Annotated in this window: 17 protein-coding genes; 8 read left to right on the top strand and 9 right to left on the bottom strand. The window is 64.8% G+C overall.

Annotated features, from left to right (window positions below; all coding sequences use genetic code 11):
• Window positions 1-24 precede the first annotated feature (24 nt).
• The 8 genes from hrpA to rsmA all read right to left on the bottom strand — a co-directional run bounded on the left by hrpA (window position 25) and on the right by rsmA (window position 9,450).
• On the bottom strand, window positions 25-3,708 hold the full coding sequence (hrpA, locus tag ABXH26_RS08490; protein ID WP_353566622.1) for an ATP-dependent RNA helicase HrpA: 3,684 nt from the start codon (window positions 3,706-3,708) through the stop codon (window positions 25-27).
• Between the two features lie 59 nt (window positions 3,709-3,767).
• Window positions 3,768-4,232, bottom strand: a complete 465-nt coding sequence (locus ABXH26_RS08485; protein ID WP_353566621.1) for a hypothetical protein — start codon at window positions 4,230-4,232, stop codon at window positions 3,768-3,770.
• A gap of 100 nt (window positions 4,233-4,332) precedes the next feature.
• Window positions 4,333-5,166, bottom strand: a complete 834-nt coding sequence (locus ABXH26_RS08480) for a hypothetical protein (RefSeq protein ID WP_353566620.1) — start codon at window positions 5,164-5,166, stop codon at window positions 4,333-4,335.
• A gap of 103 nt (window positions 5,167-5,269) precedes the next feature.
• The gene (gene def, locus ABXH26_RS08475; RefSeq protein WP_353566619.1) at window positions 5,270-5,812 is read right to left on the bottom strand and encodes a peptide deformylase; all 543 of its coding nucleotides are present in this window, start codon (window positions 5,810-5,812) and stop codon (window positions 5,270-5,272) included.
• Entirely contained in the window at window positions 5,809-6,240 is a 432-nt protein-coding gene (locus ABXH26_RS08470; protein ID WP_353566618.1) for an ExbD/TolR family protein, read from the bottom strand. The genes def and ABXH26_RS08470 overlap by 4 nt, the downstream gene beginning before the upstream one ends.
• A gap of 5 nt (window positions 6,241-6,245) precedes the next feature.
• A complete protein-coding gene (locus tag ABXH26_RS08465) occupies window positions 6,246-6,932 on the bottom strand; it encodes a MotA/TolQ/ExbB proton channel family protein (protein WP_353566617.1) in 687 nt (228 codons plus the stop codon).
• Between the two features lie 17 nt (window positions 6,933-6,949).
• The gene (locus ABXH26_RS08460; protein ID WP_353566616.1) at window positions 6,950-8,008 is read right to left on the bottom strand and encodes a hypothetical protein; all 1,059 of its coding nucleotides are present in this window, start codon (window positions 8,006-8,008) and stop codon (window positions 6,950-6,952) included.
• 98 nt (window positions 8,009-8,106) lie between these two features.
• Window positions 8,107-9,450 (bottom strand): 16S rRNA (adenine(1518)-N(6)/adenine(1519)-N(6))-dimethyltransferase RsmA, encoded by a 1,344-nt coding sequence (rsmA, locus tag ABXH26_RS08455; protein ID WP_353566615.1) that lies wholly within the window; start codon window positions 9,448-9,450, stop codon window positions 8,107-8,109.
• Between the two features lie 351 nt (window positions 9,451-9,801).
• Between rsmA and ABXH26_RS08450 the strand changes: the two genes are divergently transcribed.
• From ABXH26_RS08450 to metG, 3 genes are read left to right on the top strand one after another with little or no spacing between them, the layout of a single operon-like run.
• On the top strand, window positions 9,802-11,466 hold the full coding sequence (locus ABXH26_RS08450; RefSeq protein ID WP_353566614.1) for a peptidyl-prolyl isomerase family protein: 1,665 nt from the start codon (window positions 9,802-9,804) through the stop codon (window positions 11,464-11,466).
• Window positions 11,467-11,468: 2 nt separating this feature from the next.
• Window positions 11,469-11,804 carry a tetratricopeptide repeat protein gene (locus ABXH26_RS08445; RefSeq protein ID WP_353566613.1) on the top strand — a complete coding sequence of 112 codons (336 nt, stop codon included), beginning with the start codon at window positions 11,469-11,471 and terminating at the stop codon, window positions 11,802-11,804.
• A 37-nt stretch (window positions 11,805-11,841) separates the two neighbouring features.
• A complete protein-coding gene (metG, locus tag ABXH26_RS08440) occupies window positions 11,842-13,416 on the top strand; it encodes a methionine--tRNA ligase (RefSeq protein WP_353566612.1) in 1,575 nt (524 codons plus the stop codon).
• 402 nt (window positions 13,417-13,818) lie between these two features.
• Here metG and ABXH26_RS08435 read toward each other — a convergent pair whose 3' ends face one another.
• Window positions 13,819-14,211, bottom strand: coding sequence for a helix-turn-helix transcriptional regulator (locus ABXH26_RS08435; RefSeq protein ID WP_353566611.1), 393 nt, complete (start codon window positions 14,209-14,211; stop codon window positions 13,819-13,821).
• A gap of 343 nt (window positions 14,212-14,554) precedes the next feature.
• Here ABXH26_RS08435 and ABXH26_RS08430 point away from each other — a divergent pair, with 343 nt between their 5' ends.
• The 5 genes from ABXH26_RS08430 (at window position 14,555) to ABXH26_RS08410 (ending at window position 18,674) form a co-directional block, all read left to right on the top strand.
• Window positions 14,555-16,426, top strand: coding sequence for a C1 family peptidase (locus ABXH26_RS08430; protein WP_353566610.1), 1,872 nt, complete (start codon window positions 14,555-14,557; stop codon window positions 16,424-16,426).
• Between the two features lie 352 nt (window positions 16,427-16,778).
• Entirely contained in the window at window positions 16,779-17,225 is a 447-nt protein-coding gene (locus ABXH26_RS08425) for a hypothetical protein (protein ID WP_353566609.1), read from the top strand.
• 22 nt (window positions 17,226-17,247) lie between these two features.
• A complete protein-coding gene (locus ABXH26_RS08420) occupies window positions 17,248-17,451 on the top strand; it encodes a hypothetical protein (RefSeq protein ID WP_353566608.1) in 204 nt (67 codons plus the stop codon).
• A 228-nt stretch (window positions 17,452-17,679) separates the two neighbouring features.
• Entirely contained in the window at window positions 17,680-18,171 is a 492-nt protein-coding gene (locus tag ABXH26_RS08415) for a hypothetical protein (RefSeq protein WP_353566607.1), read from the top strand.
• Between the two features lie 5 nt (window positions 18,172-18,176).
• On the top strand, window positions 18,177-18,674 hold the full coding sequence (locus tag ABXH26_RS08410) for a hypothetical protein (RefSeq protein WP_353566606.1): 498 nt from the start codon (window positions 18,177-18,179) through the stop codon (window positions 18,672-18,674).
• Window positions 18,675-18,942: the final 268 nt, after the last annotated feature.

Below are 18,942 nucleotides of genomic sequence, written 5' to 3'. Positions count from 1 at the left end.
TCCGAGCTGTCACCCCGCGACCTGCTACCATCCCGCGCGAAGGACCTTCTCGCTGACCTTTCCGACCAACGGGACATCCGGCGCGAAGAGGGAAATCCGGAACTCCTCCAGCGCCCATCCGTAGTCCCACAAACCCGGATCGGCCGGCCTGGCCGTCCACTCGCGGAACCAGGGAGTCCATAACTCCCGCACCCGGTCCATCTTCTCAAGATCTTTGCCAATCGGGAGGCTTTGCAGCCGCCCCAGCCTGGATTGGATTCCTTTCACAAACCGCCCGTAGCCCGCCGCCCGGGAATGCCCGGCCTGCCAGGCGAAGCGCCGCCGAAAAAGCCACTGCAGCTCTTCGTCGATATCATCGGCGATCTCGCCCAGATTCCGGTCCCCGCGCATCGGGGCCAGCCGTTCCTTGACCGGCTGCAGCCCCTCGATGGTGGCATCCATGCCTTCACCCAACGCCAGCGCGGCGCGCCACCACTCGCTGCGCGCCCGTTCAGCGCGGCGGTCGAATTCTTGCCGATCCGAGATCCGTCCCCCGCCCAGCGTGCCTTCGGCGGAAAGCGCGATCAGGTCCTCGACCGGGCAGCCCATTCGGGGAAGTTCGAGCTTTGCCATCAGACCCAGCGGCAGCTTCTTCTGCAGATAGGCGACCTGATCCGGCTGACGGAGCATCAACAGCCTCACGGTTCCCGCTCGATGGGCCTGCTCCGCTTCCTCCGATTTGGAAAACGCCCGCGTTCCCACGCTTTTCCCCTCATCGACCAGCGCCGGAAACGCCGGCCCCGCCGAAGTTTCCACCTGCTGCGGCACCTCGAAGTCCGGCCATGCCGTGTGCCCGCTCGATTCCCACTCCTGGTTCGCGGATTCCTCGAAGCGCTCCTCCAGCATCCCCGCGAGCTTGCTCTGCAGCGACGTGACGTCCGTGCCGAAGGCCACCTCGTCGCCCGCGTCATCGCAGACCCACACTTTCGTCACCCACTCGTCGGGCATCCGCGACAAGTCGAAGTCCCGGGCCTCCACGGGAAATCCCGACGCGGCACTCAAATACTGCGCCAGCCGTAGTTCCAGCGGGCCATCCTTTTCCCGGTCGCGCCATTCATTGGAAAACCCCGCCGCCCGGTCCGCCACCGGCTGGCAGGCGCGGCGCAGGTCCTTGGGCAGGGAGCGGATCATCCATTCGGCCCGCAGCTCCAGGTTTCCCGGCACGCCCCAGCCCGGCAACCAGCCGGGCAGATGAGGCAGCTGGTCGATGTGCACCCCCAGCGTCACGCCGTCGTCGCGCGCGCCGGGATCGCACTGGTAGTAAACGGCGAACTGCTGACCCTCGTGCTCGATCCAGTCGGGAAAGCCGGAAAGGTCGAACTCGTCGAGGTCCTCCAGCACCACATCCGCGCGCCCCGGCAGATTCTGCTCCTCGTGCTGCTTGCGCCAGCGGTGGAAGGCCTTGGCCGTGCTGAGTCCCTCGGGCAGCCGGTTCTCGTAAAAATCCAGCACCGCCTCGTCGCTCCACAGCCCGTCCCGACGCCGCAGCTTGTTCTCGATTTCCGCAATCTCGTCGCGCAGGTCGCGGAGCCGCTCGACGATCTTCGACTGCCCTTTCACGCCACCCTGCATCAGGCCCTCGCGGATGAAGATCCGCCGCGCGCCCTTGGGATCGATGCGGCCGAAGTGCACCCGCCGGCCGCTGACCACCGGCAAGCCTCCGCAAATCACCGTTTCCTTGGCATACACCGCGCCCTGGCCCTCCTCCCAGTGGCCCTCGGAGTAGCGGCTCCGGCACAGGTGCGGCGCGACCTGCTCGACCCATTCGGGATCGATCCGCGCCAGCTTTCTCGCCCACGGCCGGGTCGTCTCCACCAGATCCATGCCCATCACCCACTCCCAGCGTTTCCCGCCGAAAAGACCGGAGCCCGGAAACACCGCGAAAAACCCGCCGTTCGCCGACCGGTAAGCCTTTTCCTCCCGGTCCCAGAGGCCGAACTGCCGCGGCACGCCCGCCAGCAGAGACCGGTGAAAGGACGGATAATCCGGCAGCTTGTCGCCCATCACGCCCAGCGTCAGCCCGACCTCGCGCTTCACCACGTCGGCCAGTTCATCGTGGACGTTCGCCCACTCCTGCAGCCGCCGGAAGTTGAGGAAATGATCGCGGCAGAACTTTCGCAGCCGGTTGCCGTGCCACCCGCGGCCCTTGCGGAACTCCTGCAAGGCCTTCCACAGCATCAGCATGGAAACGAAGTCGCTCTCCTCGTGTTTCCATTTCGCCTGGGCCTTGTCGGCCTCCTTCTGCTTGTCTTGCGGACGCTCGCGGGGGTCCTGCGTTTCGAGTCCCGCCACCACCGGCAGGACTTCGGCCAGCACTCCTTCGGCGGCGGCCTCCATCAGCATCCGCGCCAGCCGCGGATCGACCGGCATCCGCGCCATGCTGCGGCCCTCGTCGGTCAGGTTCCGCTCCTTGTCGAGCGCCCCCACCTCGCGCAAAGTACGATAACCCTCGGAGATCGCCTTCGGCGCCGGCGGGTCGAGAAACGGGAAGTCCTCGATCGGCGGCAGGCCCAGCGACTTCATCCGCAGGATCACGCCTGCCAGCGAGCTGCGGCGGATCTCCGGATCGGTGAACTCCGGCCGCGCCGCCAGGTTCTCCTCGCTGTAGAGCCGCACGCACACCCCGGGGCGCACCCGTCCGCAGCGGCCCTTGCGCTGCCGCGCGCTGGCCTGGCTGACCTCCTCCACCTGCAGGCGCTGCACGCCGCGTCCCGGACTCCAGCGGCTCACCCGGGCCAGCCCGCTGTCCACCACGCAGACGATGCGCGGGATGGTCAGCGAGGTCTCGGCCACATTCGTCGCCAGCACCAGCCGCCGCTTCGGCCCCGGATGAAACACCCGCTGTTGCTCGCCCAGGCCCAGCCGCGCGAACAGCGGAAGCACTTCGGTGTTTCGATACCGCCGGCCCTCCAGCGCGTCCGCACAGTCGCGGATCTCCCGTTCCCCCGGCAGGAAAACCAGCACATCCCCCGGTTCGCCCGCATCCGTCAGCCAATCGACCGCACGCACCACGCCATCGGCGAGGTCCTCACTTTCGTCGCCCGGGAGAAAAACCTCCTCCACCGGAAAGGTCCGGCCCTCGGCCTCGATCACCGGGCAGTCATGGAAATAGGCGGCAAAAGCCCCGGCATCCAGAGTGGCCGAGGAAATCACCAGCTTCAGTTCCGGCCGCCGCTCGAGCAGGCGTTTCAGATAGCCGAGCAGGAAATCGATGTTCAACGAGCGCTCGTGGGCCTCATCGAGAATCAGCGCATCATATCGTCGCAAGTCCGGATCCCCCTGCGCCTCCGCCAGCAGGATCCCGTCGGTCATGAACTTGATCCGCGTTTCCTTCGAGGTCCTGTCCTCGAAGCGGACCTGGTAGCCGACCAAGCCACCCAACGGCGTCTTCAACTCTTCCGCCACCCGCTCGGCCACGCTGGAGGCGGCGATCCGGCGCGGCTGGGTGCAGCCGATGTAGCGTCGAGCAGGGAGCTTGGGGCTTGGAGCCAGACTCCGCGCTCCGAGTGCCTCCGCCACCATCTTCGGCAGCTGCGTGGTTTTTCCCGATCCTGTTTCGGAAACGACCACCACCACCTGGTGGGCGCGGATCGCTTCCACGATCCCGCCATGGCACGCCACCACGGGCAGCGCCTCGGGATAGTTCCATGGGATCGGGCCGGCTTCCATCGCGCCCGCGGGTTAGCCCAGCTTGGCGCCGGCCTCAAGCCCGGGCCGGTCACCACCCCTCACGCACGGGTCCGCACTTGTTCAGCCAGCCGGTCGATCACGCCTCCCTCGTGATCGGCCTGGGTGGAAGGCGTCACGCCGCAGACCACGCGGTCGCGGGGAAATCCCAGCCAGGCATCCAGCTGCCCGGCATCGAAGCCGGGATGCCGGTCGCTGCCATGGTACTGCATGCCGAACGGCCGGTCGAGCAGCTCGAAACCCTCGCGCCGGGCGCTTTCCCCCACTGCCATCAGTCGGTCCCAGCCAAGCCGCAGCTGGTCGGGCTGGACGTCCATCACGAACAGGATGGCATCCGACTCGCGCAGGGTGAGGTCGAGCGCGGACGGATGATCGTCCTCGACCAGGCCACGCAGCAGGCAGGGGCGTCCACCGGGCCCGCTCCAGGCCACGCGGGCCACCGTGATCCCACCGATGCGGCTCAGCTCCGGGGCCACGCCGCTGCGGCGGGCTGCGGCCGTGGACATCAGTTCACCGACCACCCGTGGGTTGGTGCCACAAACGGCGATCCGGACCGGATCGCCGTTGGAACGATGCCTGGGGGCACTCATCGAGCGGTCGCGGCCCTTACATGCGATTCAGCTCGCGAGCCACGATCATGAGCGTTTCGCGAACGCCCGGGGCGAAGCCGCCATCGGTTTGGACCGCCAGGAGGACGTTGCCTTCCCGCACGAACTCGACCGGCGAGCTGCCGCAGTAGAGCTTCACCTGCCCGTCGCCGAAGCCGATGCTGGAGAGCACGCGCTTGATGCCATCGATGGCGCCCATTTCGGAGGCCGCCACCCGGGCGAGCTGGCGGATGCCGGGAAGTGAGCGGGAGCGCTGGAGAATTTCCCCTTCGTTGAGCTCACGATCGACGCCGAAAATGGCGCGCAGCTCGAGCTGGCGGATGCCTGCCGACTCGGAAATGGAAGCGGAGCCCGGGGGTGCCGGGGCCGGAGCGGCCTCATATTTCGGCTCGGGCTTGGGCTGCGGAGCGGGCTCTTCTTTTTTCGGCTCCGCCACGGGATGGCCGAAGGGGCTGGACGTAGCGCTTTTCGCCGGTGCCTCTTCAACGGCTTTGCCGAAGGGCGACGCACTTTCGGCGGGCTTGGACGGCATGCCGAAGGGAGATGCGGCGGCAGAAGACTCGGCGCTGAACGGCGAGGCCGCGGGCGATCCACCCCCGAAGGGCGAGGCGGACTGCTTCGACTCGGGCGCGGCTGCAAACGGGCTGGCGGGCGGCGTCGGCCGCGAACCAGCGGAGTCATCCGCCACGGCGAAAGGAGACTTGGGTGCGCCCTGCCCGCCCTGCGAACTGCTGGCGAACGGGTTGTTCGGCGTTTCCTCGGTGGCGAACGGGCTCTTGGGGGGAGCGGCGAATCCTTCCTGCGGCTCGAAAATTCCTTTGTTATTGCTCATGGTTCCGTGGGGTAAACCGACAGTCAGGGGGGACACCACCGGCCTCAAGGTGCCTGATTGTCGCAATAGCTTAAGAAAAGTCGAGGATTCTGTGCGACTACTTTCATTCCAATAGTCGCTTCAACTTGCCCTTCAGCCGGACTTTCGCCGCCGGCGAGACGCGGTCGACGAAAAGGACGCCGTTGAGGTGGTCGGTCTCGTGCTGGATGGCCCGTGACAACAAGCCATCGGTTTCGATGACCAGCTCACTGCCATCGAGTTGCGGCAGCCGGGCGACCACGTCGGCCGGCCGGCTGACCTCGGCCCGGATCTCGGCGATGCTGAGGCAGCCCTCGGTGTCCTTCTCCTTGCGGGAGCCGAATTCGAGTTCGGGATTGATGAACACCAGCGGCATGATGTCCTCCAATTTCGCATCATTTCCATTGACCCGGAGATAGGTGATGCATTCGGGATCGTGGGAAACGTCCACCACCGCCAGCCGGATCGGCACCCCGATCTGCGGCGCGGCCAGTCCCACCCCGTTGGCATCATGCATCGTTTCGAGCATGGAATCCACCAGCTCGCGCAGCTTGTCATCGACCTTCTCCACCGGCACGCAGCGGTCGCGCAGGACCGGGTGGCCGTATTGTACGATTTCCAGAATCATTCTTCGCTTCCGTCCGGAATTTCGGTCCGGACCGGCACGTCCTTAATGTCCAGCCCCGCCTTGGTCAACGCATCGCGGACCTCGAACAGCTGCTCGAGCGACACGCCCTTGTCGGCCTCGAGTTCCAGCTTGCGGGTGGGGTTTTCCTTCGCGAAGGCCTGCAGGTAGGCCCCGAGCAGGCTGATATCGGGAATGGTCAGCTCATCCAGCCGGACCACGCCGTCGGCCGTCACCGCGAGCACCGAGCGTTCGTCGGAAACGAGCTTCGCCGGGACCTCGCGGGAGGTCGGCAGCTGGATCTGGACGACCGGCCGCTTGGTTTTGAACTCGGAGGAGACGATGAAGAAGATCAGCACGATGAACAGGATGTCGATCATCGAGACGATCGGCAGCTGACGGGGCCGGGGTGCTGGCTTTTCGAAAAACATCGTCGTCAGTCGTCGCGGGCCGGGCCGGGGCGGGGCGTGCGCTCGCAGACGTGGGCGAGCCGGGTGAGAAGGACCTCGAGGCGCGCGGCGAAGGTATCGATCCGGCGCGTGAAGTAGCCCTGGGCGATGATGGCGGGAACGGAGATGGCCATGCCCACGATGGTCGTCTTCAGCGCCCGCCCGATGCCGGCGGAGATGGCCAGCCAGTCGGCATCCGACTGCAGGCCGGAAAACACGATCACCAGCCCCGAGGCGGTGCCGAGCAGGCCGAGCAGCGGGGCCACGCTGATGACCACATCGATGACCGTCATGCCGGCCTGCAGGCGGACGATTTCCGCCCGCGCCATCGACTGCACGGCTTCGGCGATCTCCGACTGCGACCGCCCGCGGTGGCGGATGACCTCCGAGCACAGGCGGGCCAGCGTGCTTTCGCCTCGCTCGAACTCCTCGAGGATCGGCTCGACCTTCTCGGTGCGCACGACGTCCTCGAATCGCGCCAACTTGGCGGCCAGCGAATCCGGCAGGATGCGCGCCTTCGAGAGCGAGAGGCACTTGAACAGGATGGCCGCCAGCGCGACGACCGAGGTGATGGCCAGCAACACCATGAAGGTGCCGCCCTCGTCGAAGAACTTCGAGATCTGCGCCGCGAATCCCTCGTCGGTCTGCGCCAGGAGCATCGGAAAGATCAGCATGTGCGGCCCACTCGAACTTAAAAGATGAAGTTGTAAAGCAGTTCCAGCGGTTCGCCGTTCAGCTCGCGGCGGACTTCCTCGGGCATCTCCGGCAGGTCGGCCTCGCGGATCGAGGAAAAGGTGAAACCGCGCTGGATGGTGGTGGTTCCCACCTCGTCCATCAGCCCGACGGTGCGGACCTTGCCGGTGGGATCGAGCACCACCTGCACCCGCAGCACGCCGGGGGTGATGAAGTCCCGGTTCCGCACCGCGGCGCGCTGCCAGCTCTTCTCGATGGCGCGGCTCAGGGCGGCATGATAGCGGCCCAGCGGGCCCGCATTCACATCGAGCGCCGGCTTTCCCGAGCGGGAGATCGCGCCCTTCAGCCGCACCCGCTGCTGGTTGCCGCGGAAACCCGGAGCCTTTTCCGCCACGGGCTGCGGCTTCGGTTTCACCTCCTCGCGGGGCTTGTCGGCGACCTTTTCCTTCGGCGTTTCCTCCACTTCGGCGGACTCCATCGCCAGCTCGGCCTCTCGCGTGGCCACATCGATCGGATCCGGCCCGGTGGCCAGGGAGGTCGTGGGCTTTTCCCGCGATGCCGGCCTCGGAGCCGCTGCTTCGGACGGCTCCTGCCGTTCGTTCGGAGGAGTGGGTTCCGCGACCATCGGGTCGGCGGACGCATCGCCGAGGTCGCGGTGCGCCAGATCACCGTCCTGATAGTCGCTCTCGGTGGTCTCCATTTCGCGGTCCTTCGCATCGATCCCCTGCTGGCTCGCCGTCAGCGGGTTGGCGGTCGCATCGGCCGGCAGGTCGCCGGCGGCCCGGGTGTCGTTTTCGCCGATGAAAGGGGCGTCTTCCGGAGCCGGCCCGGCTTGGTCCGGCGTGGTGCGGGCGAACTGTTTTTTCGGCACGGCCGGCTCCGCAGGCGCGGCCGGCGGCTGGGGGATCATTGGGACGATCACCAGCGGTGCCTCCGCGTTTTCCTCGACCTTCGCCGCCGGAGGCTCCGGCTGACGGATCCAGTGCTGGATCACCGCCACGGCGAAAAACGCCAACCCCAGCAAGTGCAGCAACAGCGCCGCCAGCGCGGAAGCCATCCACAGGCTCGCGTCGCGCGGTTCACGTGCTGGAATCGCCGGGTTCATCGGTCGCGGGAGACTCGTTCCGCCGCCCACGCCTTGCAACGCTGCAATTCCTAACGGCGGCCCCGCGCCAGCGCCCAGCACTCGAGGAAGCCGCTGGCGAAATCCTCCGGCCGCGCGGCGGTCCAGGCATCAATCTCCGCCGCCGGCAGCCACAGCACCGCATCGACCTCCGCACAGGGAAACTCCGGCCGCCCCTCCCAGCGGACCTGATAGAGCACCACGTGCTCCCAGCCGGTGGCCTCGCAGGGCGCGATCCGGCCCACCTCGCGCGGCTCCACCTCCGTGATGCCCATTTCCTCCTCCATCTCCCTCACCGCGGCGGAAGGGTAGTCCTCGCCGCTGTCCAGATGTCCGGCCGCGCTGGAGTCCCAGACGCCCGGGTGCCGGTCCTTCAGCAACGAGCGCCGCTGCAGCAGCAGCTCGCCGCGGCCGTTGATGGCGAAGATGTGGACGGCCCGGTGCATCAGGTCCTTGTCGTGGACCTCCCGCCGGGTCGCCTGCCCCACCACCTCGTCGGCCTCGTCGACCACGTCGAAAACCTCGTCGTCCTTCTGGGGAATGTCGCTCAGCGGGTGCTCATCGTAGCAACGCGTCAGCTCGATCCACTGCCGCAGATCCAGCTCCTCGGCGCGCGCGGTTTCCGGCACTCCGAGCTTGGCGGCGACCTCCTCCCACGGTGGCGATTCCGGCAGGTGCTTGCGGACCTGCTTGCGCCGCTGCGAAAACCCGCGCCGGATCAACTCGTCGAACCTCCGCGCATCGAACGCGCCCAGCTCCCCGGCGCGCGGCTCCAGCACCGCCACCGACGAGTCGATCTGCGGCCGCGGATGAAATGCTTCCGGCGGCACGATCTTCACCGACTCCACCCGCCACTCGCTGCTCACCCGCAGGGTCAGCACGCCGTACTCCTTCGTCCGCGGCGGCGCGTTGAGTCGATCGATGACCTCCTTCTGCAGCATGATCACCGCCCGCGAGAACGCGAACGGCCGGCCGAGAAAATTCTTCAGAATGGCCCCGCCCGAGGAATAGGGCAGGTTGCCCAAAAACTTGACCGGCCGGTATTTCCACAACCCCCGTGGGTCAAAGCGGGCCCCATCGGCATGATGCACCTCGACCTCCGGATGAGCGGCGAAGCGGGCTTTCAAATACGCTGCCAGCCGCGAGTCGAACTCGATCAGCACCAGCCGCCGCACCCGGCCGACCAACCATTCGGTCAGCGCGCCGGTGCCGGGGCCGACCTCGACCACCGTGTCGTCCGGCTGCGGGTCGAGCTGGTCGCCGATCCACCTGGCCACCTCCCCATCGCACAGGAAATTCTGGCCGAGCTGGCGGTTCGGTCGCACGCCCGCTTCTTCGAGCACCTCTCGGATTTCCTTGCCGGTCACGGCGCCCATCCCATGCCGGCCCGCCGGGGTCGGCAAGCCGTCATCGTCGCGGGGTTCGTGATTTTTCGCAGCAAAGTTTGAACGCCGCATCTTCTCGGGAGTCTGACCTCTCTGAAAGCCGCGCTCTGCGCAGTTTTCATGTAAGGGTGAACAGCAGTTGTCAGTCCCCACGCCGATCCGGCGGAAGGATGGACAACTCTCCGCCGCCGGGGAGTGGGTGCTCCCCGGCGGCAACTTTTTTTACGGGAAACGATTTCCCCTCGCCCCGGTCCCGGCTCCATCGGCCACGCCGACATAAGGGTTGAAGCGCCGCGTGCGCCCCCCTTTACTTCCCGCCCGCGCGCGCCGCGCCCCTTTCGCATGATCGAAAACATTCGCAAATACACCGGGCTGATCATCGTCGTGATCGTCCTGCTGCTGCTCGGCTTCATCTTCATGGACACCCGGAACTTCTTCAACCGCTCGGTCGGTGGGGGGGCGACGGTCGTCACCATTGATGGCGTCGGCTACAACCAGTCCGACCTCACCGCCCGCGGCAGCGCGCCGTTCCGCCTGGCGATGGCGCTGCGAAGCTACGACGCGAGCGGCCTCGAAATCGTGGGCTTCGCCAGCACCCTCGCAGGCGACGCCGAGGATCCCGGAAACACCGAGATCCAGTTCTTCGCCAGCCGCCTGATCCTCCAGCAGGCGGCCGAGGACTTCGGCATCCACCCGTCCGATGCGGAAGTCGAAAAGTTCATCAAAACGCTTTCCGCCTTCAGTGAGAACCCGCCGCCCGGCGCCGCCCCCGGCACCCAGGGCGAGTTTTCCCAGGAAAAATACAATGCCTTCGCTGAAAAGGAGCTGCGCTACCGCGGGCTGAGCGAAAGCGACTTCCGCGACCTGGTCCGCGATATCCTCGCCTACCGCGAACTCCGCAAGATCATCGGCGGCGGCCTCGCCGGCAGCCGCCACGAGGCCGAGGCCATGGCCGTGGTCAACGCCCAGAAGATCGCCCTCGACGAGGCCTCGATCGACATCGCCAAGCTCAAGGCCGGGATCAAGCCCAGCGACGAGGACCTGAAGGCCTACTGGGAGCCGCTCAAGGAAGCCTTCAAGACCGAACAACGGATCAAGGTGACCTACGGCATCCTCAGCCCGAAATACCCCGAGGCTCTCGCCGGCGATCCGGCCAAGCCCGCCGACAACGAAACCGACGAGCAGCGCAAGGTCCGCGACGCCGCCGAAGCGGAGCGCCAGGAGGCCCGCAAGAAGATTGAAAAAGCCCTCTCCGAGTCCGTCGGCCAGTTCAACGACCGCCTGGACGAGTCCGAAGGCAAGGATTTCGACAAGCTCGCCGAAGCGGAGGGCTGGGAGCTCCAAACCACCGACTGGGTGACCCGCAACACGCTGCCGGACGACCTCAAGACGCCGACCCGCGGCATCTCTTCCTCCAAGACCATCTCCGACGAACTCTTCGACCTGACCCTCGGCCCGGATCCGCTCGATCCCTTCCCGCTGCCCCTCCCGGTCGGCGACAACCAGTGGTTCATCGGCCGTCTCGATGCCCTCGAGGAGTCTCGCGAAAAGACCTTCGAGGAAGCCAAGGAAGAGGTGACGAAGCGCTACGTCGCGGAAAAGGCCGACGAGGCCGCCAAGAAGGAAGTCGAGGAGAAGCTCGCCGCGATGAAGAAGGACGTCGAGGCCGGCAAGACCTTCGCCGAGGCCGCCCAGGCCCAGGGGCTCGAAGCCAAGTCGATCGGTCCCTTCGCCGTCTCCGAGCCGGTGCCCGAAGAGCCCGCCGCCCGCCAGGTCTTCATGCAGGCCGCCACCACCCCGCCCGGCGAATTCTCCGATCCGCTCTACCTCGAGGACCGCGCGCTGATCCTCCATGTCACCGAGCGGCAAATCGTGAAGGATGACAACCGCGGAACCCAGATCGACAACTACGCTTCCCGCCTGGAAACCCAGAACGAGAACGCCGCCTTCTCCGCGTGGCTCCGCGACCGCATCCAGGAAGCCGGCGTCTCCACGACCCAAGGCTGATCATGGACGACCGCGACGCGCTCTTCGACCAAGCCAACGGCCACCTCGCCCTCGGCGAACTCGAGGAGGCCGCGTCGCTCTACCGTCGCTGCCTCGAACTCGACCCCGATTTTTTCGACGGCTGGCACGCCCTCGGCATGGCGCTGCTGAAGCTTGGGGAGGTCAAGGAGGCCATCGGCTGCGGCCTGAAATCGGTCACCCTCAAGCCCAACGACCTCCTCGCCTGGACCTCGCTCTCGCAGATGTATGTCCGCGATGGCAACATCCCCGAGGCCGAGGCCGCCAAGGGCAACGCCCGCATCCTCTCGCTCGGCGGCAAAGTCGACCGCTCTTCCTAAGCGGCCCGCCGACTTCTTACTCCAAGCTCTCCGCTCCATGCTCCTCACCACCGCCATCGACTACACCAACGGCGCGCCGCACATCGGCCATGCCTACGAGAAAGTCCTCGCCGACGTCCTCGCCCGCTACATCCGGCTGCGCGGCGACGAGTGCTACTTCCTCACCGGCGTCGACCAGCATGGCCAGAAGGTCCAGCAGACCGCGGAAAAAGAAGGCATCCATCCCGCCACTTTCGCCAAAAAGAAGACCAAGCTTTTCCTCAACCTGTGGAAAAAACTCGGCGTCGATTACGACGGCTGGGCTGAAACCACCGACGACCGCCACAAGGCCTGCGTCCAGCAGATCCTCGCCGCCCTCAAGGAAAAGGGCCAGCTCTACAAAAAGGGCTACCAGGGTTTTTACTCCGTCCGCCAGGAGCAGTTCCTCAACGACCGCGACCGCAACGAGGCCGGCGAGTTCGGCCCGGAGTGGGGCGAGGTCGTCGAGATCGAGGAGGAGAACTGGTATTTCCGCCTCTCCGACCACATCCCGTGGCTCAAGGACTTCGTCGAAAAACACCAAGCCTGCGTGATCCCCGGCTTCCGCCGCAACGAGCTGGTCGGCGCGCTCGAACGCTCCGGCGACCAGGATCTCTGCATCTCCCGCCCCAAGGAGCGCCTGCGCTGGGGCATCGAGATTCCTTTCGACCCCGAGTTCGTCACCTACGTCTGGTTCGACGCCCTCATCAACTACGCCTCCTTCGCCGGCTACCTCGCCGATGAAAAAGCCGGCCTCCCCGACTTCGCGAAGCTTTGGCCCTCCGACGGCTCCCCCACCCCCGTCCACATCATCGGCAAGGACATCCTCGTCCCCGCCCACGGCATTTATTGGCTCTGCATGCTCCACGCCATGGGCTTCCCTGATGAGCAGATCCCCCGCCTGCTCGTCCACGGCTGGTGGAACATCAAGGGCGAGAAAATGTCCAAGTCGCTTGGCAACGTCGTCGACCCCGACGAACTCGCCGACCGCTTCGGCCCCGACGCCGTGCGCTACTACCTCGTCCGCGACATCGTCACCGGCAAGGACTCCGACTTCGACCCCGAGCGCCTGGTGATGCTCTACAACCAGGAGCTGGCCAACGAACTCGGCAACCTCTGCAACCGCGCGCTCAACATGACCGCGCGCTTCACCAACGGCATCTGTCGTACTTCGCACGAGCCCGGCGAAGCCGAGATGGCTCTGCGCCAGTCGCTGGTAGAGTCCACCGCCGCCTACAAGCTTGCGATGGATGAATGGGATCCGGGTCCAGCTTTACTCTGCCTCAGAGACCACGTCACCCACTGCAACGCCTACACCGAGCAGAACAAGCCGTGGGAACTTGCCAAGGACCCGGGGCAGAAGGCACGCCTCGAAACCGTGCTCGCCCACCTCGTCGAAAGCCTCGCCCACCTCACGGTGCTCCTTTCCCCGGTCCTCCCCGAGCCCGCCTCGCGCCTCGCGAACCAGCTCCGTCACGACGGCCTTCTTTCTCTCAAGCTCGACGACCTCAAGTGGGGCCTCATCAAAGACGGCCACCCGACCGGCAAGCCCAAGCCCGTCTTCCCGCGGATCGTCATCGAGGAAGAAGCCTAACCGTAGGCGCAGCCACCGAAGGGGCGTCAGCGATCAGCCGCGATCGCGATGCACCATTCCCGGTGGGCCGACGGGGGATTTGATCGCCCTCCGTCAGATTCGCTCTCGAATCGACCGGCGACACGAGCCCATTTCCCGCAGTGGCACCGAGAAGAGACAGGAGAACGCAGAGGTCACGCTAGGGCGCTGCATAGGAATCGATTTCATTCATGGATTTGGGCTCGGTAACCTCATCTCTTCCTCGGTGCGGTGAGTCGGCCGGTCGTGCCTTCAGGCGCCGCGGACCTGACGGAGAACCATGATGTTATCCGCTATGACCTCCCGCCGCTTTTCCAGTTTTTGGCAGGCGCAATGAATGGCAGGGGCCGATGACCCCCATCCCCTGATCAACAGGGAAGGCTTTCAGCCTGTCAAACTCCCGCCAGGCTCATCCGGCTCCTTTGCGATACGGCGCGAAAGATAAGCGCTCGGGGTCATCCCGACGAGCGTCCGGAACTCGCGCGTCAGATTCCCCGGAGTCGCAAATCCCAATTCCGCAGCCACCTCGCGGAGATCTGCTCCCTGATCGAGTCTTTTCCTCGCCACTCCGAGCCTTTCCTCCCTCATCCACCGCTTCGGGGTGACCCCGAGATCGCGCAGGAACATCTCCCGGAGATAGCCTTCACAGACCCTGATCCTCTCGCTCACCGCCGCCACTCGGTAACCCTCCTCCAAGGCCAGCGACGCCAGGCAGCCATGCACCTCACACCCGAACCCCAGGATCTTCAAACGGTTCCCGTGTCTGACGATTCTCACGACGATAACAATACCAAGTTTCCAGCAGGACACTCTTTCTCGGGGGACAAGTCAATACCGCTGATAGAATACCTGCTTACACTTCATCAAGCCGTTTGAATTTTTTCCCAACCGTTAACCATTCCTTATCATAGCTTCGAATTTGCACACGACGAACGCTTGTCTCAGACGGCATTCATTGGTTTACGTCACACTAGAACGTTAACTCGTTCCGAGTCCCCCAAATCTCATGAGCACCCATCGCGGCCAACGCCGTCGTCCGAAAACCAGCGGATCCTCCGAGCCAAAGCTAGGGGGTCGGATCCTGTCAGCGCGTCCCGACACACTTGATTTCCGCGACTTGATGTATGTGCCGACTCTGGTGGAGGTGCCCGCAACCCGCCCTTTGGAACTCTACCAGACGCACGGTCCGTCCGTCCTCGACCAAGGTCAGGAAGGGGCATGCACCGGATTCGGACTCGCTGCCGTCGCCAACTATCTTCTCGCCACCCGTCGCGATTCCCCGGACCCGACCCCCGTCAGCACCCGCATGCTCTATGAAATGGCGAAGCGCAACGACGAATGGGCCGGTGAAGATTACGAAGGTTCCAGCGCCCGCGGCGCGATGAAGGGTTGGCACAAGTTCGGAGTCTGCAGCGAGGATCTGTGGCCCTATAAGTTCGGCAAAAGCGACCCGAACCCGAACCACCCACGGCTCGATGATGCCCGCAAGCGGCCTCTCGGCGCTTATTTCCGAGTCAATCATCGCGACCTGGTGGCCATGCACTCGGCCATCAGCGAGACGGGCATCCTTTTCGCCACCGCCATGGTCCACGGCGGCTGGGATGCCGTGAAGAAGAACGGCACCATCCAATACTCCGCCCCAGCGCTCGGCGGTCACGCCTTCGCCATCGTCGGCTATGACTCCAAAGGATTCTGGATCCAGAACTCGTGGGGAGACGGTTGGGGAAAAGAAGGTTTCGCCCACCTTTCCTATTACGACTGGTTGCAGAACGGCACCGATGCCTGGGTCGCGCGGCTTGGCGCCCCGGTCCAGATCGACAGCCCGATCGCCTATGCGGCCGGGACTTTCCCATCCGCGCAAATGGGCCAGGCTTTCACGGCGGCGGATCTCCGCCCTCACATCGTCAGCCTGGGCAACGACGGGCTCCCCAGCGACCGCGGGGATTTCGCCAACACCACCGAGGAAATCCGCAACTTCATCCGCCGGGATTTCCTCCGCATCACCGCCGATTGGCCGAAGAAACGCATCCTTCTCTACGCGCACGGTGGCTTGGTTGGAGAAAAGGGTGCCGTCCAACGAGTGGCCGAGTACCGGGAGGCCATGCTCAAGGCCCAGGTCTACCCCCTGGCCTTCATCTGGCACAGCGACTTCTGGTCAACCCTCGGCAACATCCTCAGCGAGGCCTTCAGGCGGCGGAAGTCCGAAGGGATCCTCGATGCCACCAAGGACTTCATGCTCGACCGACTCGACGACACTCTCGAACCGATCGCGCGGCACCTGGGTGGCAAGGCTCAATGGAGTGAGATGAAGGAGAACGCCATCGGAGCGACCACCCATGCAGGCGGCGGGGCACGGACGGTGATTCACGCGCTCAAGGCCTTGGTGGCGGAGGACCCGTCCATCGATATCCACATCGCCGGCCATAGTGCTGGATCGATCTTCATGGGGCCTGTCATTTCGGCAATCGCCAAATTCTCGACCATCTCCACCTGCCACCTTTGGGCCCCCGCCTGCACGGTGCCGTTTTTCAAGAAACACTACCTGCCCCACCTGTCGGGCCCCGGCCGCCGCATCCGCGAACTTGCTCTCTACACCCTGAGCGATCGGGCCGAGCAGGACGATCACTGTGCCCGGATCTACAACAAATCCCTGCTCTATCTCGTCTCCCGAGCCTTCGAGGAAGAATACGAACCGTTCCGCTGGAAGTGGCCGGGAGCGCCCATCCTGGGAATGGCGAAATTCATCGACGCCGATCCCGAAATCCACGGCCTCTTCAGCAACAAGTCCGCCACTTGGATCGTCGCCCCGAACAACCACTCCGAACCACTCCTCGCCTCCGGTTCGACCAGCCACGGCGGCTTCGATGACGACGAGCCAACGGTGAGGGGAACGCTGGCGCGCATCGTTGACGCATCCAGCGGAGGCCCGGTCACCTTCACCGCTTCCGCGGGGGGAAGCCTCGACCGCCTCCACAAGCTGAGAGGGATCTGACTCAAGCCATTGACCCGGACGTGCCCTATCCCTTCCTTGCCATGACTCTTGGCGCCGCGAGCGCCCTGCTGACAGGATGTCAATCCCCTCCCGGCCCGGTCGCACGGAAGTGGATCATCGGATTCGGCTGGGTGGATACCGTTAGAACCCACGCAGTGGACAGCCAGTCCCTGAGTGCCATCGGAGTCGTGGCGGGATCCGACGGGGTCTCCGCAGGAGTCGTCCTACGCCATCAGACAGGGATTGATCCGTCCGCAGCCGGTGATGAGCTCGTTGAGGTTCAGGCAACACCATTCGATCTCACCGTGCGCGCCCGCAACCTCGCCCCACAAGCTCCCAACAACCAGAACCAATGATCCGCCACCTGTACTTCGCGCTCCCTGCTTTCGTCATCACCTCCTGCAACGTCGCCAGAGAAAACGTTCTCGCATCGGTCAATACCGTGATCGGATTGAGCGTCGCACAGAATGAAAAGAACGCGGCCTACGAAGCCAAGGCAGGCTACATCCGCAATCAGATCTACTCTGTCCCTACTGGCAAGACGGTCGAGAATTCGTCCGGGCAGCCCGTCTATAGCCCCATCAATGACGCTGATCGGGTTCCCAACGTCGTGGGAGCCCTCGTGGTGGAATCCGGCGTCAAGGAACTCTTCATCGGGATGAACGTGAAGGAGCTGTTCGCCACAGGCACCGATGGCGTCAACAGCGCCGCCGCCACCGCGATGTTCGTAGCGAACGCCGAGACGCCCGCCCATACAGCGGAAACCATCAAGGCCGTCGAACAGATCGATGACTTGTAAAACCGACATTCAACTTCGAATCATGAAATACCTTGTTAGAAAGATCGCTGGCTCTGAACTCGCGCATCTCGAGGACAAGCTCAACGAAACACGCACTCGTCCCGAGTTCGCGGGATTCAACCTCGTTTCCAGCTTCCTCAGCCCGGATGACAGCAAGCTTGTCGTGATTTTCGGCAAGCCCGATGACAGCCCGGCAGCACCTGAATCACCCGACCCTGTCGGTTGAAGCCGCGACCACGAATGCGAATCGCCGATTCGCATGAGGTCATCTCTTGGAAAGCCGGATGACGCTTCATTGCCAGTCGAGCCCCTCGGCGCCCCCATTCCAAACCATCATCTCCATGAGCGATCCTCACAAACGCATCACCGATCCTGCAACGCTCCATCCCGTCGTCCGCGAAATCGTCGCGCGCGTGGAAGCCCGCCTGGCCGTTGAAGGGATTCTGAACCTCCCATGAAAACCATCCCCCTTCTCATAGCCAGCGTCTTGGCCCCCCACTGGATGTTTGCTCAGACCGCGACATCCGAGGACCGCGTGGTCCACGTCGAGCTGCCGGAGAACTTTGCGGAACTCCGCGGGGATATTGCCACCGCGACGACTTCCGAAGAGCGGGTTGCCGGCGTGGCCGAGCTGGCGAAATCCATCCCCTCGATACGCGAGCTTCCCATTGCAGATGCGGACACCCTCGCATCAGCCTTGAGCGGAGACAAACTTACCGATGCCCAGTCCCGGGCGATCATCACCTCCTTCGCCAAAACCCTCCGCCCGCCGGATTACTTTCCACCGGCGGGTGCCGGCAACCCAATGACCCCCCAATATCCACCTTCAACTCCTCCTGGGCCCTCCAAGTCGGAGTTTGCCATTCTTGTGAGGGAGGTCGCACGTCTGCGCGCTGAGGTGGTCGCCCTCAACACACGGATAGAGAATCTCGCTAAAACCGAATAATCCCCATGGCAAAGAACCATCCAGACCCAGGCGACCCCTTCGCGGGCCTCGTGGAGGACTACCTGGATCCGACCCGGCCAAACACAATCGGCGGCAACACGAACGGAGCCGACTTGGGGCCCCAGGGAACCCTGCCGAATGGTTGGGACGCCAATCACGTGATCTCCCTGTCCCTGGCCGTGCTGCTCTTCGGCATCATCATTTTCGGCATCATGTCGTTCCTTCTGTATCGTGACCGCGAACCGATGGCGGTGCTGAAAATCTGTGCGCTCCCGTTGATCATCATCAGCGCGGTGTTCCTCGTCATCGTCGGCTACAGCGCCGAGCAAATCGCCCCCGTCCTCGGTCTGCTAGGTTCCATCGCAGGCTATTTACTAGGCTCGGAGAAAGCTCACCGCCGTCTGCCGCCCGACGCGTCTTCCCCCGCGATGCCGGGAAATCCACCGCCGCCAGCTGGCTCTGGCCTGCCGCCGTCCCCCGATACCGCGGACGCCGGTTCGTGACCGCGGGTCCAAGGGCAACGACCCCGCCTGCCCACCACAAACCGCCGAGGAACGCGGCCATGCGCGGAGGCTCCATGAGTGCGGCTGCGTTTCCATCCACTCGCCTGATGGCTCCTGCTTCAAGGGTGGGAGGTCGGTGCTCTCCGGAGGGTTCATGGCCACTTCCGCACCGTTCCACGCCCTCCCGGGATGGTTTTCCCCTCTCCGTGTGCGTTTTCCGGAGTCCATGAGCGGCGCGTGGCTATCCGTGCGGCGTTGCGCGGGCCCG

It is taken from the genome of Haloferula sargassicola, from assembly GCF_040362925.1.
In the GTDB taxonomy this organism is placed as follows: Bacteria; Verrucomicrobiota; Verrucomicrobiia; order Verrucomicrobiales; family Akkermansiaceae; genus Haloferula; species Haloferula sargassicola.
This window is presented reverse-complemented; position numbering and strand designations above follow the sequence as displayed.